This window comes from Aeromonas sp. FDAARGOS 1419, assembly GCF_019047045.1.
GTDB lineage: Bacteria > Pseudomonadota > Gammaproteobacteria > Enterobacterales > Aeromonadaceae > Aeromonas > Aeromonas veronii.
The window spans coordinates 4479941-4500695 of the sequence record NZ_CP077209.1; the positions used below are offsets into that span (position 1 = coordinate 4479941).

The following is a 20755-nucleotide window of genomic DNA, read 5'->3' on the forward strand; positions in this document are numbered from 1 at the left end:
GTAACAACACATCCCGCTTCGGCGGGATGTTTTGTTATTGGGTATGGGCGATGGATTGGTTGAATCAAGGTGCCACGCCGAGATCGTCGACCATTCAAAACATCCGATTTTGGCGGGATATTTTGTTATGGGATATTGGTGATAGACGGTGGGTTTATTGGTTGAGCAGTGGCTCCATAAAGCGGGCAACCTTATCGCGGATTTGTGGCTGGGCCGCCGGGGTGGGATGAATACCATCGTTCATCATAAGTTCAGGGCGCAGCGCAATATCATCCATAAAGAAGGGCAGCAGCGGCAGATCGTTAGCCTGGGCCAACTCGGGAAAGATCTGTTCGAACTGGCGCAGATAGCGGGCACCGTAGTTGCGGGGCAGCTGGATTTGGGTCAACACCACACGGGTCTGCTGCTCCTTGGCGAGCGCGATCATGCTGGCCAGATTTTGGCGGGTAATGGTCGGTGCGAAGCCACGCAGGCCATCGTTGCCCCCCAGTTCGATCAGCAGCCAGTCCGGCTTGTGCTCCTTCAGCAGAGCGGGCAGACGGGCCAGCGCCCCTTGTGTCGTTTCACCGCTGATGCTGGCATTGAGCAGGGTGTGTTTGCCCCCCTCCTCCTGCCATTTCTGGTTGAGCAGGGCAGGCCAGCTCTGCTCAACCTGCATTTGATAGCCGGCGCTCAGGCTGTCTCCTAGCACCAGCAGGGTCTGGGCCTGAGCCGACGAGAGCAGGCTGCCGAGGCCAACAAACAAGGCAAACAGAATACGCACCATCAATTCAACTCCCGCTATGGATTGTCATCAAGGGATTGGAACAAAGGATACAGAGCATGAGTTCAACCCCCATTATTGTCGTTAAGGGCCTCGGCAAATCGGTTCGCCTCGGCCAGGAAAGCCTCACCATCCTTGAAGGGATCGATCTGCAAGTCAATAGCGGCGAGACGGTGGCATTGGTCGGCGCCTCCGGCTCCGGCAAGTCCACCCTGCTGGGGCTGCTGGCCGGGCTCGATCTGCCGAGTCAGGGGGATATCGAAATCCTCGGCAAATCCCTTGGCGAGCTGGATGAAGAGGGGAGGGCCAGATTGCGTGCCGAGCAGATCGGCTTTGTGTTCCAGTCGTTCCTGCTGCTCCCGACCATGACGGCGCTGGAGAATGTGATGCTGCCCGCCGAGCTGCGCGGCGAGCGTGATTGCGAACCAAGAGCTCGCGAGCTGCTGGCCGCGGTCGGGCTTGGCGAGCGGTTGCACCATCTGCCGCCACGGCTTTCCGGCGGTGAGCAGCAGCGGGTGGCCATTGCCCGTGCCTTTATGACCCGCCCCAGTCTGCTGCTGGCGGACGAGCCGACCGGCAACCTCGACAGCAAGACCGGCGAGAAGGTGATCGAACTGCTGTTTGAACTCAATCGCAAGCACGGCACCACCCTGGTGGTAGTGACCCATGACCATCAGCTGGCCGAACGCTGCCAGCGGCAAGTGGTCATGACGGCGGGCAGACTGGATCGTGAGGTGACCCATGATGTGGTGTAACGGGGTGAGCTGCGGGTCAAGCGGGAGATGCAAGGGATGATGCAGTGGCGATTGGGATGGCGACTGCTGCGCCGGGAAGGTTTCAGCGGCGAGCTGCGCTGGTTTGTGCTGGCGCTGGCGCTTAGCGTGGCGTGTGTCTTGAGTGTGGCATTGGTGGCGGATCGGCTCGATGCCGGACTCAAGGCGTCGGGCCGCGACTTTATCGGAGCGGATCGGGTGTTGCGCACTGCCGCTGCTCTGCCGGATGGCTGGCTGGCCCGAGCGAAACAGGATGGCTTGGCGGTGCAGACCACCGTCAGCTTCAACAGCATGCTGTTTCACGGTGATGCGTTGCAGCTTGCCTCCATTCGGGCGGTGCCCGATGGTTTTCCCTTCTATGGCAAACTCACTCTGGAACCTGCCCGTGCCCCTGCTCCCGGCGAGATCTGGCTCTCCGCCCGGGTAATGCAGCTGCTCAAGGCCAAAACGGGGGATGAGCTGGAGGTAGGCAATACGGTGCTCAAGGTGGCAGGCCTGCTTGGCGAGGAGCCGGATCAGGGCTTCAGCCCCTTCCTGCTGGCGCCGCGTGCACTGATCCACAGTGCCGATATCGAGGCGACCGGCGCCCTGCTCCCCGGCAGCCGCCAGCAGTGGCGCTATCTGTTCAAGGGGCCGCGAGAGTCGCTGGCCCGTTACGAGCAATGGTTGCTGCCGCAGTTGCAGGCCGGACAGAAGTGGATCAAACCGGATGACAGCGAATCCCAAGTGGGCCGCTCGCTGGCCAATGCCGAGCGTTTCTTCCGGCTTGCCTCGCTAAGCGGGGTGTTGCTGGGGGCGTTGGCGATGGGGATTGCGGTGCGCCACTTTGCCGAGCGCCAGACCAATATGGTGGCGCTGCTCAAGACGCTGGGGGCATCACGTCGCTCGCTCTGGCAACTGATGGGAACCCTGCTGCTTTCGCTGACGCTGATTGGTGCGTTGCTGGGTCTGGTGGCGGGCACAGCCATGCAGTGGATCACCTTGCAGCTGCTGGGGGACCTGCTGCCGCCGGATCTGCCGCCCCCCTCCTGGCGTCCCTTTGCCCTGGGGGTGGCGGTGGCGCTCTTTATCACCCTGCTGCTCGCTTTTGTGCCCTTCTTGCGTCTGCTGAAGGTGCCGCCGCTGCGGGTATTGCGCCGGGAGCTGGAGGCGGGTATTCCCCCCTGGCTGGCCCTGCCGGTCGGCCTGTTCGGGCTGTTTGCGCTGGTCTGGGGCTTTACCGCCGATGTGCGGCTGGCGCTGGGTCTGGTGGGGGGCATGGGTTTGCTGATGGGGCTGTTGGCCCTGCTGGCAGCCCTGATGTTGCGGCTGGGGACGAAAGTGAGCGGGCCTCATGCCTTTCGGCTGGCGCTGGCCCACCTGTCGCGCGAGCGCAGCAGCGGCCTGCTCCAGCTGGCGGGCTTTGCGCTGGCATTGATGCTGTTTGGCTTGCTATGGGCGGCCCGGGTCGATCTTCTGGATGAGTTTTCGGCACGTCTCCCCGTCGATGCACCCAACCGTTTTCTGGTCAATGTGGCCGAGAACGAGCGGGAGGGGATCCTGAGCGAGCTGGCGGCAGCCGGGGCCAACACCTCCGATTTCTATCCCATGGTGCGTGGCAGGCTGACCCATATCGCCGGTGAGGCGGTGGGCGAGGGGGCCAGCAGTGGCCGCGAGGGGGTCGATCGGGAGCTCAACTTCACTACCACGGCAACCCTGCCAATCGACAACAAGCTGGTGGCCGGGAAATGGCTTGCCGGACCCGGCGAGGTGTCGGTGGATAGCGAGCTGGCCAAGCGGCTCGATATCAAGCTGGGGGACATGCTCGCCTTTACCATCGAGGGGCGCAGCTTTGGCGCCAGGGTCACCAGTTTGCGCAGCATCAAGTGGGACAACATGCGCCCCAACTTCTACATGATCTTCTCCGAGGATCTGCTGGCACCCTTCTCCCGAACCTGGCTTGGTAGTTACCGGCTGCCCGAGGCGGGGCGCACTGCCGAGGTGGAGCTTATTCGCCGCCACCCCACGGTGAGTCTTATCGATGTGGATGACCTGATTGCGCGGCTCACTCAGGTATCGGAGCAGGTGAGTCGGGCGCTGGCGCTGATGTTGGGGCTGGTGACAGTGGCCGCGCTGCTGGTGCTGCTGACCCAGACTCAGGCCAGCATGGCCCAGCGTCGGCGCGAGCTGTTGCTGATGCGCACCCTGGGGGCCAGCAGCGAACTACTGAAAAAGATGCTGCGCTGGGAGCTGGTGGCCAGTGGTGCACTGGCGGGGCTCTGTGCCGCCATGGTGGTGGAGCTCTGCTCTTTTGGCCTGCAGTGGTGGTGGTTCGAGGGGCTGTGGCAGTTCCACTGGGCTATCTGGCTCGGCCTGCCGACGTTGGGGGCACTGCTGGTGACGCTGGCGGGGCAGGGGATGCAACGTCAGCTGCTGGCTGGCACCCTGAGCGATCGGCTGCGGGGGCTGGGTCAGGGACTGTTGTAATCCCGCCAGCGCGAGCCGATGCACACAAGGTGCAATAGCGCAGCCACAATAAACAAGCAGCCCGGCCATTGGCCGGGCTGCTTGTTATGCGAGGTGCTGACGAGCAGACGCAGCGAGCGGGTGTGAGTTAGCGGGGCTCGCGCAGCAGATTGGCGAGGGCGCTCGGCAGCTCGGGATAGCTGAAGTTAAAACCGGCCTGTTGCAGCCGTGCTGGTATCACCTTTTGTCCAGTGAGTAGCAGATCTGCCGCCTCCCCCATCACCAGTTGCAACAGCGGCGCGGGCACGAAAAAGAGGTGCGGGCGGTGCAACGTGGTGGCAAGGGTTTGGCTGAACTCCCGGTTACTGACCGGATGGGGCGCAGTGCCGTTGAAGATGCCGCTGCACTCTTCGTGATCCAGCAAGAACAGCATGGCGCGTACCAGGTCCTGCACATGGATCCAGCTCATCATCTGGCTGCCTGACCCCATGGGGCCGCCGAGTCCGAGGCGGTAGGGAGGGAGCATTTTGGGCAGGGCGCCGCCATCCATGCCAAGCACCAGTCCGATCCGCACGATACAGACCCGGGTTTGGCGGCTCTGGGCCTCCTGCGCCAAGGTTTCCCACTGCTGGCAAAGCTGGTGGGTAAACTCGTCGTTGGGAGAGCGGCACTGCTCATCTAGGGTTTCGGTGCCCTGTCTGCCATACCAGCCGATGGCGGAGGCGTTGATCAGCACCTTGGGCGGCGTGCTGGATAGCTTGATGAGATCCACCAGCTGCTCGGTCAACAGCCAGCGGCTATTGCAGAGCAGCTGTTTGCGCGACTCGCTCCAGCGTCCGGCGGCGATGGGTTCACCGGCCAGATTGATCACCGCGTCCACGTCATTGAGGTCATCGAGCCGGTCGAGGTTATCCAATACCTTGATATCGTGACCGAGCAGGGAGTAAGCGCGGCTCCCCTGCCTGCTCAATACCACGACCTCGTGATTGACCTTGAGATGGGCAACCAGCTTGCGGCCGATAAAGCCGGTCCCTCCGGTAATAAGAATCTTCATCGCTGCATGCTCCTGCTGCCGTTTGCTCAACTTTAATGGTGTGGCTTCCCTTCAACAAGTGAGACGTGCTTCGGGAGTTTTCTGTTTGATGTTTGTTAACTCTATCCTCTTCTTACGACATATTGTTGAACAATAGTTTGAATTGATTGATTTTTGTTGTGTGGACATTTGTTGAACAATCGCTATTATGGCGACCCTTTTCGCCTGTCCACCGAGGCTGTCACCCATTATCCGAGCATCAAAGAGGCCGCCATGCCATTTCGTCGTTTGAAACTTCGCCAGCTTTACTCGAGGATTCTGTTGGCGCTGCTGATGGGGGGCGGGATCCTGCTGCTGGGGGTTGTTGCCGTTATCTGGCAGACGGTGACGGAGACAGAGCGTGATGCCGATTCACGGTTGCAGCATGCCCGTGTGATGTTTGAGCGCTCCATCGGCCATGCCCGGCAGGCGGCCATCAATGTGAAGGGGATGCTTGGTCACTCCTGCAAGGAGGCGGCACAACTGCTGCGCGAACAGGTGGCCACGGTGCCTTATGTCCGTTCCGCCAATCTGGCTGTCGGCAGCCACATCTACTGCACCTCGCTCTATGGTGACTACGATGGCCCCTTCAATCCTGACAGTTATGTGGATGGCAGGCTGCAACTGCTGCCAGGCAATGAGGTTACACCGGATCGCCCCTTGATCGTGCTGCGTCATGAAACGGACAAGGGGAGTGTGCTGATCGGTGTAGATGGCTACTACCTGCGCAATACCCTGGAGATCTCCAGCAAGAACTCCCCGATGGCTCTGGTGGTGGGGCAGAGGGCTCTGTTTGGCTCAGGTCAGGTCGGGGCGGCGCCCTCTCCGACAGAAGAAGGTTATATTGCCCTCGCTTCGGCCGATTTCCCCTATCAGGTCGTCACCCGGGTCACGGTGCATGACTACTGGAGTCACGCATGGCGCTACTCCAGATATACCTTGTTCCTCTCTCCGCTGCTGGCGCTGCTGATTGGATTCGGCACCTTCAGGCTGATGGGGCGTAGCAGCTCACCAGCGGAAGAGCTCAAGCGGGCGTTGATCGAAGAGGAGTTTATCCCCTATCTGCAGCCGGTGGTCTCCGGTGAGGATGAGCAGTGGCGTGGCTGTGAGGTGCTGATGCGCTGGCAGCATCCCAAGCAGGGGATGATCTCGCCGGATCGCTTTATTCCGCTGGCGGAAGATAGCGGGCTGATCGTGCCCATGACCAGCCTGTTGATGGCGCAGGTGCGCGATCACTTCTCCCCTTATGCCCGCAAGTTGCCGGCAAAGTTCCATTTTTGCTTCAATATCAGCGCCAAGCACTTTCAGGACCTTGACCTGTTGGCTGACTGCAAGGCGTTTCTTGACGCATTTAAAGACAATCCCGTTGATTTGGGGCTGGAGCTGACCGAGCGGGAGCTGCTGGTGGCCGATGAGACAACCGCTCAGATGTTTGCCGAATTGCGCAAACTGGGCGTGTTGATCTCTATCGATGATTTTGGCACCGGTCACTCCAGTCTCACCTATCTGCAACAGTTTCAGGTCGATGCACTCAAGATTGACCGGAGCTTTGTGGAGATGATCGGCACGGATGCACTCTCCAGCCATATCGTTGAAAACGTGATTGATCTGGCGAAGCGACTTGAATTGATCCTGATCGCGGAGGGGGTCGAGAAGCAGTCGCAGGCGGACTACCTGCGGGCTCGGCATGTTGACTATCTGCAAGGGTATCGTTACAGCCGTCCCATCCCGATGAAGCAGTTTTGCAAGACCCTGTTTGGCTGAACGGTTGAATGGGGAGCATAAAAAACCAGCGATCGCTCGCTGGTTTTTTGTTGGTACGGTTTGGCTTGGGCGATCAGAGCATGCGCTGGAGGGCGCGGGCCAAGCGTTTGACCCCCTCCTCGATGGTCGCTTCATCGACGCAGGAGAAGCTCAGGCGCAGGGTGTTCTTGATCTCGGGGCGCACGTAGAAGGGGGCGCCGGGTACGAAGGCCACCTTCTCCTTGATCGCCTCGTCAAACAGCGCCATGGCACTGATGTGGGAAGGCAGGGTCAGCCAGAGGAACATACCCCCTTCCGGTCGGGTGTAGCTGACGCCGGGCGGGCAGTGACGGGCCAGCGCGGCTTCCATGGCGGCGCGCTGGCGGCCATAGACCTCCTTGATCTTCTCCAGATGGGCATCCAGTGAATTGTCGGTCAGGAAGCGGTGCAGCACCTGCTGGCTGAAGGCGTTGCTGTGCAGATCGGTCGCCTGCTTGGCGATGGTCACCTTCTTGCGCAGCCAGTCTGGCATCACCATCCAGCCCAGCCGGAAGGCGGGCACCACGGTTTTGGAGAAGGAGCCGAGCAGCACGGTATTGTTTGGTGCCAACTTGGCAATGGGGGGCAGATGCTCGCCCTCGAAGCGCAGCTCGCCGTAGGGATCATCTTCCACCATCAACAGCTCGTGGCGCACCAGTCGCTCGGCCAGTGCCTCGCGGTTGGCACGGCTATAGGAGACACCGCTCGGGTTCTGGAAGTTGGGCACGCCGTAGAGCAGTTTGGCATTGGATCCGCTTGCCAGCAGCGCATCCAGCGCAGCCAGATCCAGACCCTCTTCTCCAAGGGTGATCGGCTTGAAGGTGGGCTGGTAGACAGAAAAGGCCTGAATGGCACCAAGGTAACCCGGCTCTTCGATGATGAGATCCTGACCCTCGTCGATCAGCACCTTGCCCAGCAGATCCAGCGCCTGCTGGGAGCCGCTGGTGATCAGGATGTTGTCCGGATTGACCTGCATGCCGTGGCGGGCCAGATAGCGGTCGGCAATATATTGGCGCAGCGGTGCGAAGCCCTCGGTCGCCGCATATTGCAGGGCAGCAGCCCCTTGCTCGCGCAGTACATCCTGACAGGCCTGATCGATCGCCTTGACCGGAAACAGGTGGGGATTGGGCAGGCCACCAGCGAAGGAGATGATCTCCGGATTGGCGGCAACTTTGAGGATTTCACGGATAAAGGAAGGTTCAACCTTCTCGAAGCGCTGGGCAAAAAACGGCTGCATAGACAATTCTCTCGGCATGTGGGCGGTCGCTCCATTCGACCGCCAGGTTATCCGTTTGTATCAGATTTCAGAAATGAGGCAATGATTGTCACAAAAATCGCCAAAAAAGGGCTGGAACGACTCTACTGCGGATTATATTGGACGGTTAGTCGGTATGGTGATGCCAGTGAGGGAGCAGGGAAGTGGATGGCCGGAATATTTGTTGCGCGAAACACTTGCGCCTTGGGCCTATCTTGGGATAATTCGCTCCCCTGTTTTCGCGGGTCGATGAAATGCCGAGCCGCGAGCGGTCCCGCTCGGGATCGAACACAAGATGTATTACCCAGATTGATGAAATAACGAGACCATTATGCCTGTGACCCAAGATGTATTTAACGAAGACGGCAAGTTCATGCGCAAGATCCGCAGCTTTGTCCGTCGCGAAGGCCGCCTGACCAAAGGGCAGGAGAAGGCCCTGGAAGAGCTCTGGCCGGTCATGGGCATCGATTTCGAGCCAAAGCAGCTCGATCTGGTCGCACTGTTTGGCCGCGAGGCACCTGTGGTGCTGGAGATCGGCTTTGGCATGGGCGCCTCTCTGGTGGAGATGGCCAAGAATGCCCCCGAGAAGAACTTCATCGGCATTGAAGTGCACTCCCCGGGCGTGGGCGCCTGTCTGGGTACCGCTCAGGAAGCGGGGGTCACCAATCTGAAGGTGATTTGCCACGATGCGGTCGAGGTGCTGGAGCACATGATCCCGAACGGTTCACTCTCCTGCCTGCAGCTCTTCTTCCCGGATCCCTGGCACAAGAGCCGTCACCACAAGCGCCGCATCGTACAGCCTGCGTTTGCCCAGGATATTCGCCAGAAGCTGGCCATCGGTGGCGTGTTCCACATGGCGACCGACTGGGAAAACTATGCCGAGCACATGCTGGAAGTGATGAGCGCCGCCGAGGGTTACGAGAATACCTCTGCCACCGGCAACTGGGTGCCTCGTCCGGACTGGCGTCCGCTGACCAAATTTGAACAACGTGGCCACCGTCTCGGCCACGGGGTTTGGGATCTGATTTTCAAGCGTGTCAGCTAAGCTGGCACGTCAACACACCTAGCGTATCAACTAACTTGAGGAGCTATCATGGCCAATCGTAGCCGCCGCCTGCGCAAGAAACTGCGCGTCGATGAATTCCAGGAAATGGGTTTCGACATCAGTTTCAACTTCCCGGTCGGCACTGCCGAAGAGACCATCGATGCGGTAGTCGATGCGATGATCGATGAGGTTGTTGAACCCCGTAAATTGGCTTTTGCCGGCTCCGGTCACCTGGCCTGGGAAGGGATGATCTGCACCCAGCAACTGGGCAAGTGTACCGAAGAAGACCGCGCTGCCGTCAAATCCTGGCTGGAAGGCAAGGGGATGGAAGCCGTGGTCGTTACCGAACTGTTCGACCTCTGGTACGGTGAACCGGCCTGATACAAGGCTGCCGCATCTGGCGCCTTGTTGTGGGTAACTGAAAAATCCCGCCGCTGGCGGGATTTTTGTCAGTGGGGATGGGATCTCCACCGCTGTTTTAGTCATGGAATCGCTTATTGCTTATGGTGTTGTCATCCGAATTACTGGCCAGCATCCTTGAAGAGGTGCGCCCGTTGCTGGGACAAGGCAAGGTGGCCGACTACATTCCGGCACTGGCTCAGGTACCGGCCGATCGGCTGGGTATCGCAGTCTGTACCGTCGAGGGGGAGCTGTTCACCGCCGGTGACGCTTTTGAACCCTTCTCCATTCAAAGTATCTCCAAGGCCCTGAGCCTGACCCTGGCACTCACTCTCTATCAGGAGGAGGAGATCTGGGCTCGGGTTGGCAAGGAGCCCTCCGGCCAGCCCTTCAACTCGCTGGTACAGCTCGAGTTCGAGCAGGGGATCCCCCGTAACCCCTTTATCAATGCCGGGGCGCTGGTGGTGAGCGATCTGCTGGAGACCCGCCTCACTGCGCCGCGTCAGCGTACCCTCGAGCTGGTGCGCCGCCTTTCCGGCAATCCGGCCATCATGGCGGATCAGGTGGTCGCCCGCTCCGAATATCAGCACTCTGCCCGCAACGCCGCCATCGCCTATCTGATGAAGGCCTATGGCAACTTCGAAAACGAAGTGGACAAGGTGCTGCAAAGCTACTTCAATGCCTGTGCCATCCGCATGAGCTGCGTCGATCTGGCGCGGGCATTCATCTATCTGGCCAACCGTGGTGTGCCACTGGGCGAGAGCGTGCCACTGCTGCCAGCTCGCACCACCAAGCAGGTCAACGCCCTGCTCGCCACCTGCGGCCTCTATGATGAGGCGGGCGATTTTGCCTATCGGGTCGGCATGCCGGGCAAATCGGGTGTCGGCGGCGGTATCATCGCCCTGATCCCGGGTGAGCTCTGCGTCTGTGTCTGGTCGCCCGAGCTCAACAAAGCCGGCAACTCGCTGGCGGGCACGGCGGCACTGGAGCTGCTGGCCGAGCGGCTGGGTCGCTCCATTTTTTAACCTTGTTCACTATGAATCGAGAAATCACCATGAAACGACATCTTCGCTTCCTGCAGGCCGCGCTGGCGACCTTACTGCTCTGGTGTGCCCTGCCCGCCGTGGCAGGGGAGTTGCCACCGCTCTCGCTGGCCGATGCCAAGGCCAAACAGGCTGTCATCCTGGATACCCGCGCCAGCTACTTCTATCAGGGGTGGCCGATGGAAGGGGAGAAGCAGGGCGGCCATGTGGCGGGCGCCGAGAACCTCTCTGCCGAGTGGAAATACAGCGATGAAGAGTGGCCAAAGGCCCTCGAGATCAAGGGACTGAAGGCCGATCGTCCGGTTGCCCTCTACGGTGCGTCCCGCGAAGTGGCTGAGGTGGCCCGTCTGCTGCGCAAGCAGGGGATCAAGCAGCTGTTCGAGCTGCAAGGTTGGCAAGCCGCACCGCGCGAGTCGCTGGCACGCTGGCAGCAGCTGGTCTATCCGCGCTGGTTGGTGGATCTGCAAGAGGGCAAGCCGGTTGCCGCGGCGCCCAAGGGTGACTGGAGGCTGTTTGAAGTGGATTGGGGTTCACCCAAGGCCTACCTCATCAGCCACATCCCGGGGGCCGGTTATATCGATACCAACAGCCTCGAAGAGGAGCCGCTGTGGAACAAGGTCTCTGACGAAGCGCTCAAGAAACTGCTGCTGGATAACGGCATCCGTCACGACACCACCGTCATCCTCTATGGTCGCAACACTATGGCGGCTGCCCGTGCCGCGCACCTGATGATGTATGCGGGGGTGGAAGATGTACGACTGCTGGACGGTGGTCTGGATGCCTGGTTTATCCAGCACCTGCGCACCGAAACCGGTCTGCCCAACAAATATGAGCCGGTGAAGGAGTTTGGCGTGGCCATTCCCGCTCACCCCGAGTACTACACCACGTTAAGTCAGGCAAAAGAGCTGCTCAAGAAGCCCGATAGCGCACTGGTCAGCGTGCGTACCTGGGACGAGTTTGTCGGCAACACCTCAGGTTACAGCTACATCAAGCCGAAGGGCGATATCCCGGGGGCCAAGTGGGGTCACGGTGGGGTGGATGCCAACAGCATGAGCGATTTCCACAACCCGGACGGCACCATGAAGCCGGCCCGCGAAATCCTCGCCATGTGGGAGCAGTGGAACATCGAGCCAACTCAGCAGGCTGCGTTCTACTGCGGTACCGGCTGGCGCGCCTCCGAGGCCTTCTTCTACGCCTGGCTGATGGACTGGAAACAGATCAGCGTCTACGACGGCGGTTGGTACGAGTGGAGTTCCGATCCCAAGAACCCGACCGTGACCGGTGAGCGTCAGCCCGCCAAGTCATGATTGCGCGCTGGCGCTGAAAAGAAGAGGCCGGACAGAGATGTCCGGCTTTTTTCATTGCGCTCACCACCCGGCCAGATAGCGAGGCTAAGTCGCTGATTATTGACGGCGATCCCGCTTTGCTCATCTCGTCATCCCGTGCCGTGCGATTGAACTAGGCTTCAAGAAACATCCTCGTGGTGAGGATGATCGCAGAAGAGGCCGCAATGAAAAAACTGATGATGATCCTGGTGTGCGCCCTGGGGCTGGTGGCATGCAGCTCCCAATACATCATGAGCACCAAGGATGGCAAGATGATCACCACAGAGAGCAAACCCAAGCTGGATGAGAGTACCGGCATGTATCGCTATTACGATCATGAAGGGCGCGAGGTGATGATCAAGAAAGATGACGTGACCCAAATCATGGAGCGCTAAGCGCTCTCTTGCCGCAAGGGCCGCTATCTGCGGCTCTTCTCATTTTCGCCGAAAATTCCCGCTGTTCCTCTGTTTATCCCCGCACATTTGCAGCAAATTCAGTCGTGATACAGCTTCCGTTATGGTTTAACCCTTATCATCACACTCCATTTTTTATTGGAGGTGTTATGTCCTTGATGTCTATCTGGAATTCCCGTTTTTCTGCACGCAGCTTGCTGGGTGGTGTCTTGCTGGTGGTGGCGTCAGCCAGCCATGCCGGTGACGATCAGTTCACGCTGGGGCGGACTATTTTACTGGGAGCCGGTGATCATGGTGCGACAATTCCTTTGGTGATTTGCCGTCAGACCAAATATATCAAGGTGAAGGCGGAGCGTGATTTGACCCTGGATCGGGTGGTGGTGACCTATGGTGGTGATCGTACCAAGACCATTCGTTTCGATCGGGAAATGAGCAGTGATAAAGAGACCGAGTGGAAATCACTGGGTTCGCGCCGTTGTGTGAAAAAAATCGAAGTGTACGGTAATTCAGAGCGCAGCAAAGCGGGCGTAAAAGTATTTGGCCGCAAATAATTGATGCGGTTTTTCTGCGCAGACAGATGAGTTAAAAATAATGGCGAGCCGTGGCTCGCCATTATTTTTATGGTTGGGTTCGCTATTTTTTCGGCCGAAACGGCTTGATGACGGTTTCATCGCACTCAAGATACGGCCCTTCCATCAAATCGATGCAGTAGGGGATGGCGGGGAATACTGCATCCAGACATTCGCGGATTGATTTGGGCTTGCCCGGCAGATTGACGATCAGGGTGTCGTCGCGCAGTCCGGCTGTCTGGCGCGACAGAATGGCGGTCGGCACAAACTTGAGGGATTCGGCCCGCATCAGCTCGCCAAAGCCCGGCATCATGCGATCACATACCGCTTCGGTCGCTTCCGGCGTGACATCCCGCTTGGCCGGGCCGGTGCCGCCTGTGGTGACGATGAGGCAACACTGCTCCTCATCCGCCAGCCGGATCAGGGTCGCTTCAATCTGCTCCTGCTCATCGGGGATCACCTGATAGACAGGTTCCCACTCCGAGGTCAGATAAGCGTTCAGGGTGTCGATGATAGCCTGGCCGGAGAGGTCTTCATAGATGCCCGCGCTGGCGCGATCGCTGACGGTGACGATACCGATTTTTGCCTTGCTCATGGTCTGCTCTTGAATGTCCGATAAAAGTGGCAATTAAAATAACATAATCAGTGAGATATGTTAAACCGTCAGGAGATGACGCGGGTCGGTGAGGGAAGAATAAAGTGTCGAATGAAGCAAAATAAGGCCACCCTGATTTTTATTTGCAATAAAAAACAGAAAATCACAACCTAAAATGTATAAGTGTTTTATCTCGCCTGAATTAAAAACAATCGCTTGTTTCCAAACACAATTAAAATAGATAGACACCCTCGTAGTGACCATTGTCCGGTTTAGTCGCCAGTGGATGGATTGAACCCTTTTTAGCCACGTCGTATATACAGATTTATATGGCTGGGACGTGATGGTGTGGTACCGCAGTGTGTTGCCAGCAATAGTCGCCAAGGAGGGCATATGGAGTTGCCTGATTTTGACACCCTGAAGGAGTTGGCTGCGAATGAGTCCTCCCGGCTGGATGCGATTCTGGAGCAGCAGATCGACCAGTTGATGGCCCGTGCGAGCCCCGATCAGCAGCGCCGTCTGCGCGGGTTGCAGTTCAAGATTGATGGTCAGCGCCGTCTGGCGAAAAACAATCTTGATAGCTGTATCCGGATTACCAACATGATGCGGGAATCTTTTTATTTGATGCGCAGCGAAATGAGCCAGTTCAGAGAAGAGGGGGACCCTCCGCCTGAAAGCGATGGCAGTGGTAAAATAATCCGTCTGGCGGACTATCGACGTCGCAAATAATCTGCAATAACCCCCTTGAATGATATTTCAGCCAAATCGGTGAGGCCATAATAAAGGGGATTCCCGGCGACCTGATTGTTATGGTTTTTAATGTTAGTCGTAATGTATTTGTGATGTAATTTCTTTTCTCCTTCTTGTAATAACTAATTAGTCAGGTTGTGATAGGGGTGGATGAATAACAGTAAAAGTTAGGCTAATATGGCCGAAATTTTTATTGCTACGACTCGAAGGGATTATGAGAAGTATCACGCCAAGACGGGTGTTGTCGCGGGAGCAACAGACAGAGATCACCCGCATTATCGTCAAGGTGGGTCAGATGTTGGCCCAGTTCGGGGCGGAGAGCCGGATCATCGAGCAGACCACGGTGCGGCTGGGGATGGCGCTGGGGCTGGAGAGTGTCGAAATGGCCATCTCTTCCAGTGCCATCGTGCTCACCAGTCTCTATCAGGGGGGTTGCGTCACCACTACCCGGCGGGTGCGCGAACATGGCATCAACATGCAGGTGGTGTGCGAAATCCAGCGGATCTGCATCATGGCAGAGAAAGAGCTGATCGGCGCCCGTGAAGTGCGTCAGCGGCTCGAGGCCATCGTCCCCTTTCACTATCACCCCTGGTTGGTGGTCCCCATGGTGGGGCTCTCCTGTGGTGCCTTTAGCCTGCTGTTTGGCGGTGACTGGCCCATCTTCCTGGTGACCTGTTTCTCGTCTGCCGTGGCGATGCGGGTGCGCCAACTGATGGCCCGCCATCACCATAGCCCGCTCATCAACTTTGCCGCCACCGGCTTTATTGCCACCTTGCTCTCCTCCAGCGCCACCTTTTTTAACTGGGGTGACCAGCCCTATCTCGCCATGGCGGCTAGCGTGCTGCTGCTGGTGCCGGGCTTTCCGCTGATCAATGCGGTCTCCGACATGGTGAAGGGCTACTTCAACATGGGGCTGGCCCGCTGGGGGACCGCGACCCTGCTGACCATCAGCGCCGCCATAGGTATCATTTTGGCCATGTCGGTCACGGGGATCTGGGGGTGGAAAGTATGATGGATTTGCTCTGGCTACTGGCCAAGGATGCCTTCTGGTCCTCCATCCCGGCGGTGGGGTTTGCCATGCTGTTCAACGTGCCACCACGGATGCTGAAGTATTGCGCCATGGGCGGCGCGCTGGCCCACAGCCTGCGTACCTTGCTGATCCACTATGGTATGCCCATCGAGTGGGCGACGCTGGCGGCGGCGACCACGGTCGGCTTTGTCTGCGTCTACTGGTCGCGCCGTCTGCTGGCGCCGCGTCCGGTGTTCAGCGTTGCCTCCATCATTCCGATGATCCCGGGCAGTTATGCCTTCAAGACCATGATTGCGGTGGTGGAGCTCAACATCAACGGCGTGACCATGGAGTTGATCCAGAGTGCGGTGGAGAACGGCCTCAAGGCGCTCTTTATCGTCGGTGCCCTCAGTTTCGGTTTGGCGATCCCCTCTCTGGTCGTGTACCGTAACCGCCCCATAATCTGACAGACGGTGAGAGGCCCCATGAAGATTTCCATGATTGCCGCCATGGCCCACGACAGGGTGATCGGCAAGGACAACCTGATGCCTTGGCATATGCCTGCTGACTTGGCCCACTTCAAGCGTGTCACCCTCGGTAAACCGGTATTGATGGGGCGCAAGACCTTCGAATCCATCGGTCGACCGCTGCCCGGACGGCGCAATCTGGTGATCAGCCGCAATCCCGACTATCAGGCTGAGGGCATTGAGGTGGTGGGCTCCGTTGAGGCGGCGCTGGCGCTGTTGGCAGGCAGCTCGGTGGAGGAGTTGATGGTGATCGGTGGTGGTCATCTCTATGCCGAGATGTTGCCGAGTGCGGATTGTCTCTACCTGACCCGCATCGATCTGGCGGTGGAGGGGGATACCCGCTTCCCTGCTTTTGACGATGGTCAGTGGCAACGCGTTGAGTGCGAGAGCCACCCTGCCGATGAGAAGAACCCGCATCCCTATAGCTTCGAGATCTGGCAGCGCCGCTGACGGGCGAATGCTAATTTGCAAATAACAACAAGGGCATCTTCGGATGCCCTTGTTGTTCTGTTGGGTTTTCAAGACGGGATTAGATGCCTGAGCCGTCGTTCTCCCCGTTCTCCTCGTGCAAACCGCACTCGCGCTTGAGGCCGAAGAAGCGGGTCTGCTCCTCGCTCATGCCCGGCTCCCATTTTGTGGTGGTGTGGACATCGCCCACCGAGAGGTAGCCCTGCTCCCACAGCGGATGGTAGGGGAGGTCGAACTCCTTGAAGTAGTAGAAGACATCCTTGTTGCTCCAGTCGATCACCGGCAGGAACTTGAAGCGGCCGCGCTGGATGCCGAGCACCGGCAACTTGCCACGGCTGCCGGACTGCTCCCGGCGCAGGCCGGAGAACCAGGTCTGGGCCCCCAGCTCACGCAGGGCACGGTCCATCGGCTCCACCTTGTTGAGCTGGTTGTAGCGGGTGATCCCCTCCACCCCCTGCTCCCACAAGAGACCAAATCGCGCCTCCTGCCAGGCCGGTGACAACTCGGCCCGATAGATCTTCAGGTTGAGTGCGAGGCGCTCGGTCAGCTCGTCGATAAAGCGGTAGGTCTCCGGGAACAGATAACCGGTATCGGTCAGCACTACGGGCACGTCGGCCCGCTCGCGGCTTACCAGATGGAGCATCAGCGCCGCCTGAATGCCGAAGCTGGATGAGAGCACATGCTCCCCCGGCAGATTGGCCAGGGCCCAGCGCACCCGTTCTGGGGCGCTCATGGTATCCAGCTCGCGGTTGAGGGGCGCGAGTGCCTCGACTTGCTCCTCACGGCCGAGGGCCAGCAGTGCCTGCAGTTCAAGGCGGCCATCTTCAGTGACATTAAGCGGCATAGAAGTCCCTCGCAGAATCGATAACGGGGGCAATTACCCCAACCCGGATCACGAAGTCGCCGAAGCACTCACCCTGATTTCGCTCGGTGGACCAGCGGCCGATCAACGCGTCCAGTTCGGCCAGGATCTGCGGCTCGGTAATGTTCTCTAGGTGCAGGCGCGGAATGCGGGTGCCCTCAAGGTTGCCTCCCAGATGGAGGTTGTAGCGGCCGGGTGCCTTGCCCACCAGACCTACTTCCGCCAGCATGGCGCGGCCGCAGCCGTTGGGGCAGCCGGTGACCCGGAAGATGATGGCGTCATCCGCCAGCCCATGTTTGGTGAGCAAGCCCTCGATGTCGGTGACAAACGCCGGCAGCATGCGCTCCGCTTCGGCCATCGCCAGCGGGCAGGTGGGCAGGGCCACGCAGGCCATGGACTGCTTGCGCTGCTCGCTCACGCCGTCATCCAGCAGGCCGTATTGGCGTGCAAGCCCTTCGATGCGAGCCTTCTCGCCGGCAGGCACGCCCGCGATGATCAGGTTTTGGTTGGCGGTCAGGCGAAAATCCCCCTGATGCACCTTGGCGATCTCCAACATGCCGGTTTTGAGCGGCTTGCCCGGGAAGTCAAGCAGGCGGCCATTCTCGATAAACAGGGTGAGGTGATGCTTGCCGTCGATCCCCTCGACCCAACCGAAGCGATCGCCACGGCTGGTGAACTCATAGGGGCGAACCGGCCCGAACTGGATGCCGGCGCGGCTCTCCACCTCGGCCTTGAACGCCTCGACGCCAACGCGCTCCAGGGTGTACTTGGTCTTGGCGTTCTTGCGGTTGACCCGGTTGCCCCAGTCGCGCTGGGTGCTGACCACGGCGGCCGCCACCTCCAGCACGTGGGAGAGCGGAATAAAGCCAAAGTCGCTCGCCTTGCGCGGGTAGGTGCTGGTGTCGCCGTGGGTCATGGCCAGACCCCCGCCCACCAGCACGTTGAAGCCCACCAGCTTGCCACCTTCGGCAATCGCCACGAAGTTGAGGTCGTTGGCGTGGATATCCACATCGTTGTGAGGCGGGATCACCACAGTGGTCTTGAATTTGCGCGGCAGGTAGTTGGAGCCCAGGATCGGTTCCTCATCCTGCCCCAGTTTTTCACCGTCCAGCCAGATCTCCACGTAGGCGCGGGTCTTGGGCAGCAGGTGCTCGGAGATCTTCTTGGCCCACTCGTAGGCCTCCTGATGCAGCTCGGACTCCACCGGGTTGCTGGTGCAGAGCACGTTGCGGTTCACATCGCCAGCGGTGGCGATGGAATCGATGCCGGTGTTGTTGAGGGTCTGGTGCATCAGCTTGATGTCGCGCTTCAATACCCCGTGGAACTGGAAAGTTTGACGGGTAGTCAGGCGGATGCTGCCGTAGAGGCTGTGCTCTTCGGCGAACTTGTCAATGATCTGCCACTGGGCCGGGGTGATGATCCCACCCGGCAGGCGGGCACGCAGCATGACGTTGTGCAGCGGCTCCAGCTTCTGGGCGGCGCGCTCCGGGCGGATGTCGCGGTCATCCTGCTGGTACATGCCGTGAAAGCGGATCAGCTGGAAGTTGTCGCCGTTGAAGCCGCCGGTGAGCGGATCCTGCAGATCTTGCTCTATGGTGCCGCGCAGAAAGTTGCTCTCGCGCTTGAGGCGCTCGTTGTCGGCCAGCGGCCCTTCGACCGGTCCCGCTTTTGGGTGAGAAAGAGGTTGTTTGCTCATCAATAGACATCCCTTTGATAACGTTTGGCACGACGCAATTCGCTCAAATACTCTTCTGCTTCCTCACGGCTCTTGTGACCGTGTTCGGCAATCACATCCAGCAGGGCCTCCTGCACATCCTTGGCCATCTTGTTGGCGTCACCACACACATAGAAGTGAGCGCCTGCTTCCAGCCACTGGTAGAGTTCCTGGCCCGCTTCACGCAGGCGGTCCTGCACATAAATTTTGTTGGCCTGATCCCGGCTGAAGGCCAGGGAGATCTTCGACAGCAGCCCCGATTTCACATAACGCTGCCACTCCACCTGATAGAGGAAATCCTGGGTAAAGTGGGGGTTGCCGAAGAAGAGCCAGTTCTTGCCCTCGGCACCTTGGGCTTCCCGCTCCTGCATAAAGGCGCGGAACGGGGCGATGCCGGTGCCCGGGCCCACCATGATGACGGGGGTGTCGGGGTTTTGCGGCAGGCGGAAGTTATCGTTGTGCTCGACGAATACCCGTACCTCGCCATCCTCAATCAGCCGATCCGCCAGATAGGAGGAGGCTGCGCCAGAGCGCACTGTGCCATCTTCCTGTGGGTAGCGCACCACGCCGACGGTCAGGTGCACCTCCTCTTCCACCTCGCTCTGGGCGGAGGCGATGGAGTAGAGGCGCGGGGTGAGGGGGCGCAGCAGGCCAACCAGCTGCTCGGCAGTGAGCGCGGTCGGGAAGCGTTTGAGCACATCCACCACCTGAGCGGAGGCGACCAGTGCATTGACCTGGGCCTTGTCGCCCGCCAGATCTTTCAACGCTGCGTTGTCCGATATATCAGCGAGCCCTGTGATAAAGCCGCCGTGCAGCCGGGTCAGTTCGAAGTGACTGGTCAGTGCGGCGCGCAAGGTGCCATGGGCCGTGGCTTCATCACCGGAGAGGCCGGTCAGGGCCAGCACTTCATTAACCAGTTCTGCATCGTTGTCGAACCAGACGCCGAGGGCATCCCCCGGCTGATAGGTGAGGCCTGAGTCGGCCAGATTGATCTCGATATGGCGGATATCCTTGGTGGAATCTCGGCCGGTGATCTTCTGATTGACCGACAGGCGGGCAGGGAAGGGGTTCTCCTTGCTGTACTGGCTGTGGCCAACCGCCTGCTGCACCACGCTGGCTACGCTGTTGCTGGCAGCACCGATAGAGAGCGTCGCTGCAATGGCATTGAGTGCTTGTTCGCCCCACGCCTTGGCTGCATCCTGATAATCCACATCAAGGCTCGCGAGCTCATAAATCCGCTCAGCCCCAGCGGTGGCGAGGAAGCTGTCAAAATCTTTGCCGGTCTGGCAGAAAAATTCGTAGGAGCTGTCACCCAGCCCCAGCACCGCGAACTTGAGGCCGTCCAGCTTGCCAAGCTTGCCTTTTTTAAGCTGCTCGAACAGATCGACGGCGCTTTCCGGCGGTTCACCCTCCCCGTAAGTGCTCACTACCACCAGCAGGTGGCTCTCTTTCTTGAGCTGCTTGGGTTTGTAGTCGGCCATAGACGCTAGGGTGACCGGTAGACCGAGGGCCTCGGCCTGCGCCTTGATGGTAGTGGCGACACCTTTGGCGTTGCCGGTCTGGGAGCCGTAGAGAATGGTCAGGCTGCCGCTGGGCGCAGCCACGGCGGCGCTGGCAGCAACGTTCTGGTGACCGCTCTGGGAGAGGCCGTAGAGATATCCGCTCACCCAGGCCAGTTGCTGGGTATTGAGGGTCGAGAGTACCTGACCCAGCTGACGTTGCTGCTCGTCAGAGAGGGGGGAGAGGTTGAATGGGGAATCCTTCAATTGCATCACACGCGTCTTCCATGGTCTGATTTTTGGCCAGATTAAAGGGCGTGTTGGATAACAACAAAGAATAAAAATATCTTCTTTATTCCATTATTGAATTTATGAAGTGATTTGGCGGTAAAGGAGATAGAAAAACGCCCCGCTGTTGCGGGGCGTTCTTATTGGCTATCACGCTCG

General features: G+C 59.3%; 20 protein-coding genes. 13 read left to right on the forward strand and 7 right to left on the reverse strand.

The window, feature by feature from the left end:
• Positions 1-154 precede the first annotated feature (154 nt).
• Entirely contained in the window at positions 155-766 is a 612-nt protein-coding gene (locus tag I6L49_RS20460) for an arylesterase (protein ID WP_101529573.1), read from the reverse strand.
• A 56-nt stretch (positions 767-822) separates the two neighbouring features.
• On the opposite strand from I6L49_RS20460, the gene I6L49_RS20465 reads away from it, so the two are divergent.
• Positions 823-1518 carry an ABC transporter ATP-binding protein gene (locus tag I6L49_RS20465; protein WP_201958862.1) on the forward strand — a complete coding sequence of 232 codons (696 nt, stop codon included), beginning with the start codon at positions 823-825 and terminating at the stop codon, positions 1516-1518.
• A 36-nt stretch (positions 1519-1554) separates the two neighbouring features.
• Positions 1555-4002, forward strand: a complete 2448-nt coding sequence (locus tag I6L49_RS20470; protein ID WP_216950259.1) for an ABC transporter permease — start codon at positions 1555-1557, stop codon at positions 4000-4002.
• A gap of 127 nt (positions 4003-4129) precedes the next feature.
• On the opposite strand, the gene I6L49_RS20475 is transcribed toward I6L49_RS20470, so the two are convergent.
• Complete coding sequence (locus tag I6L49_RS20475; RefSeq protein ID WP_216950260.1) at positions 4130-5035, reverse strand: TIGR01777 family oxidoreductase; 906 nt, start codon at positions 5033-5035, stop codon at positions 4130-4132.
• 252 nt (positions 5036-5287) lie between these two features.
• Between I6L49_RS20475 and I6L49_RS20480 the strand changes: the two genes are divergently transcribed.
• Positions 5288-6817, forward strand: coding sequence for an EAL domain-containing protein (locus I6L49_RS20480; protein ID WP_216950261.1), 1530 nt, complete (start codon positions 5288-5290; stop codon positions 6815-6817).
• Positions 6818-6890: 73 nt separating this feature from the next.
• On the opposite strand, the gene I6L49_RS20485 is transcribed toward I6L49_RS20480, so the two are convergent.
• Positions 6891-8072, reverse strand: a complete 1182-nt coding sequence (locus I6L49_RS20485) for a PLP-dependent aminotransferase family protein (protein WP_216950262.1) — start codon at positions 8070-8072, stop codon at positions 6891-6893.
• Between the two features lie 349 nt (positions 8073-8421).
• On the opposite strand from I6L49_RS20485, the gene trmB reads away from it, so the two are divergent.
• The 6 genes from trmB to I6L49_RS20515 all read left to right on the forward strand — a co-directional run bounded on the left by trmB (position 8422) and on the right by I6L49_RS20515 (position 12866).
• Positions 8422-9135, forward strand: coding sequence for a tRNA (guanosine(46)-N7)-methyltransferase TrmB (gene trmB, locus I6L49_RS20490; RefSeq protein WP_005335228.1), 714 nt, complete (start codon positions 8422-8424; stop codon positions 9133-9135).
• Positions 9136-9183: 48 nt separating this feature from the next.
• A complete protein-coding gene (locus tag I6L49_RS20495; RefSeq protein ID WP_005348158.1) occupies positions 9184-9516 on the forward strand; it encodes a YggL family protein in 333 nt (110 codons plus the stop codon).
• Between the two features lie 122 nt (positions 9517-9638).
• Positions 9639-10559: a glutaminase B gene (gene glsB, locus I6L49_RS20500; protein WP_005348151.1), complete on the forward strand. Its 921-nt coding sequence runs from the start codon at positions 9639-9641 to the stop codon at positions 10557-10559.
• Between the two features lie 29 nt (positions 10560-10588).
• Positions 10589-11884: a sulfurtransferase gene (locus I6L49_RS20505; protein WP_216950263.1), complete on the forward strand. Its 1296-nt coding sequence runs from the start codon at positions 10589-10591 to the stop codon at positions 11882-11884.
• Positions 11885-12087: 203 nt separating this feature from the next.
• Entirely contained in the window at positions 12088-12297 is a 210-nt protein-coding gene (locus I6L49_RS20510) for a YgdI/YgdR family lipoprotein (protein ID WP_005335219.1), read from the forward strand.
• 167 nt (positions 12298-12464) lie between these two features.
• On the forward strand, positions 12465-12866 hold the full coding sequence (locus I6L49_RS20515; RefSeq protein ID WP_005348146.1) for a DUF2541 family protein: 402 nt from the start codon (positions 12465-12467) through the stop codon (positions 12864-12866).
• An 82-nt stretch (positions 12867-12948) separates the two neighbouring features.
• On the opposite strand, the gene mog is transcribed toward I6L49_RS20515, so the two are convergent.
• Positions 12949-13479 (reverse strand): molybdopterin adenylyltransferase, encoded by a 531-nt coding sequence (gene mog, locus I6L49_RS20520; RefSeq protein ID WP_216950264.1) that lies wholly within the window; start codon positions 13477-13479, stop codon positions 12949-12951.
• A gap of 393 nt (positions 13480-13872) precedes the next feature.
• Between mog and I6L49_RS20525 the strand changes: the two genes are divergently transcribed.
• The 4 genes from I6L49_RS20525 to folA all read left to right on the forward strand — a co-directional run bounded on the left by I6L49_RS20525 (position 13873) and on the right by folA (position 16215).
• On the forward strand, positions 13873-14208 hold the full coding sequence (locus tag I6L49_RS20525; protein ID WP_216950265.1) for a DUF3135 domain-containing protein: 336 nt from the start codon (positions 13873-13875) through the stop codon (positions 14206-14208).
• Positions 14209-14443: 235 nt separating this feature from the next.
• Positions 14444-15241, forward strand: coding sequence for a threonine/serine exporter family protein (locus I6L49_RS20530; RefSeq protein ID WP_005348133.1), 798 nt, complete (start codon positions 14444-14446; stop codon positions 15239-15241).
• Positions 15238-15705 (forward strand): threonine/serine exporter family protein, encoded by a 468-nt coding sequence (locus I6L49_RS20535; protein WP_026035076.1) that lies wholly within the window; start codon positions 15238-15240, stop codon positions 15703-15705. Before I6L49_RS20530 ends, I6L49_RS20535 begins: the two co-directional genes overlap by 4 nt.
• An 18-nt stretch (positions 15706-15723) precedes the next feature.
• Positions 15724-16215 (forward strand): type 3 dihydrofolate reductase, encoded by a 492-nt coding sequence (gene folA / locus I6L49_RS20540; protein ID WP_184232799.1) that lies wholly within the window; start codon positions 15724-15726, stop codon positions 16213-16215.
• Between the two features lie 79 nt (positions 16216-16294).
• Here folA and I6L49_RS20545 read toward each other — a convergent pair whose 3' ends face one another.
• From I6L49_RS20545 to I6L49_RS20555, 3 genes are read right to left on the reverse strand one after another with little or no spacing between them, the layout of a single operon-like run.
• Positions 16295-17077: a phosphoadenylyl-sulfate reductase gene (locus I6L49_RS20545; protein WP_158109877.1), complete on the reverse strand. Its 783-nt coding sequence runs from the start codon at positions 17075-17077 to the stop codon at positions 16295-16297.
• Positions 17067-18791 (reverse strand): assimilatory sulfite reductase (NADPH) hemoprotein subunit, encoded by a 1725-nt coding sequence (gene cysI / locus I6L49_RS20550; RefSeq protein WP_216950266.1) that lies wholly within the window; start codon positions 18789-18791, stop codon positions 17067-17069. Before cysI ends, I6L49_RS20545 begins: the two co-directional genes overlap by 11 nt.
• The gene (locus tag I6L49_RS20555) at positions 18791-20581 is read right to left on the reverse strand and encodes an assimilatory sulfite reductase (NADPH) flavoprotein subunit (protein WP_216950267.1); all 1791 of its coding nucleotides are present in this window, start codon (positions 20579-20581) and stop codon (positions 18791-18793) included. The genes cysI and I6L49_RS20555 overlap by 1 nt, the downstream gene beginning before the upstream one ends.
• Positions 20582-20755 lie beyond the last annotated feature (174 nt).

Coding starts and splice junctions, on each gene's coding strand:
- trmB (WP_005335228.1), top strand. CDS start 8,422: ATGCCTGTGACCCAAGATGTATTTAACGAAGACGGCAAGTTCATGCGC.
- folA (WP_184232799.1), top strand. CDS start 15,724: ATGAAGATTTCCATGATTGCCGCCATGGCCCACGACAGGGTGATCGGC.
- I6L49_RS20485 (WP_216950262.1), bottom strand. CDS start 8,072: ATGCAGCCGTTTTTTGCCCAGCGCTTCGAGAAGGTTGAACCTTCCTTT.
- I6L49_RS20470 (WP_216950259.1), top strand. CDS start 1,555: ATGATGCAGTGGCGATTGGGATGGCGACTGCTGCGCCGGGAAGGTTTC.
- I6L49_RS20495 (WP_005348158.1), top strand. CDS start 9,184: ATGGCCAATCGTAGCCGCCGCCTGCGCAAGAAACTGCGCGTCGATGAA.
- I6L49_RS20505 (WP_216950263.1), top strand. CDS start 10,589: ATGAAACGACATCTTCGCTTCCTGCAGGCCGCGCTGGCGACCTTACTG.
- mog (WP_216950264.1), bottom strand. CDS start 13,479: ATGAGCAAGGCAAAAATCGGTATCGTCACCGTCAGCGATCGCGCCAGC.
- I6L49_RS20475 (WP_216950260.1), bottom strand. CDS start 5,035: ATGAAGATTCTTATTACCGGAGGGACCGGCTTTATCGGCCGCAAGCTG.
- I6L49_RS20545 (WP_158109877.1), bottom strand. CDS start 17,077: ATGCCGCTTAATGTCACTGAAGATGGCCGCCTTGAACTGCAGGCACTG.
- I6L49_RS20530 (WP_005348133.1), top strand. CDS start 14,444: ATGAGAAGTATCACGCCAAGACGGGTGTTGTCGCGGGAGCAACAGACA.
- I6L49_RS20480 (WP_216950261.1), top strand. CDS start 5,288: ATGCCATTTCGTCGTTTGAAACTTCGCCAGCTTTACTCGAGGATTCTG.
- I6L49_RS20525 (WP_216950265.1), top strand. CDS start 13,873: ATGGAGTTGCCTGATTTTGACACCCTGAAGGAGTTGGCTGCGAATGAG.
- cysI (WP_216950266.1), bottom strand. CDS start 18,791: ATGAGCAAACAACCTCTTTCTCACCCAAAAGCGGGACCGGTCGAAGGG.
- I6L49_RS20465 (WP_201958862.1), top strand. CDS start 823: ATGAGTTCAACCCCCATTATTGTCGTTAAGGGCCTCGGCAAATCGGTT.
- I6L49_RS20510 (WP_005335219.1), top strand. CDS start 12,088: ATGAAAAAACTGATGATGATCCTGGTGTGCGCCCTGGGGCTGGTGGCA.
- I6L49_RS20535 (WP_026035076.1), top strand. CDS start 15,238: ATGATGGATTTGCTCTGGCTACTGGCCAAGGATGCCTTCTGGTCCTCC.
- I6L49_RS20515 (WP_005348146.1), top strand. CDS start 12,465: ATGTCCTTGATGTCTATCTGGAATTCCCGTTTTTCTGCACGCAGCTTG.
- I6L49_RS20555 (WP_216950267.1), bottom strand. CDS start 20,581: ATGCAATTGAAGGATTCCCCATTCAACCTCTCCCCCCTCTCTGACGAG.
- glsB (WP_005348151.1), top strand. CDS start 9,639: ATGGTGTTGTCATCCGAATTACTGGCCAGCATCCTTGAAGAGGTGCGC.
- I6L49_RS20460 (WP_101529573.1), bottom strand. CDS start 766: ATGGTGCGTATTCTGTTTGCCTTGTTTGTTGGCCTCGGCAGCCTGCTC.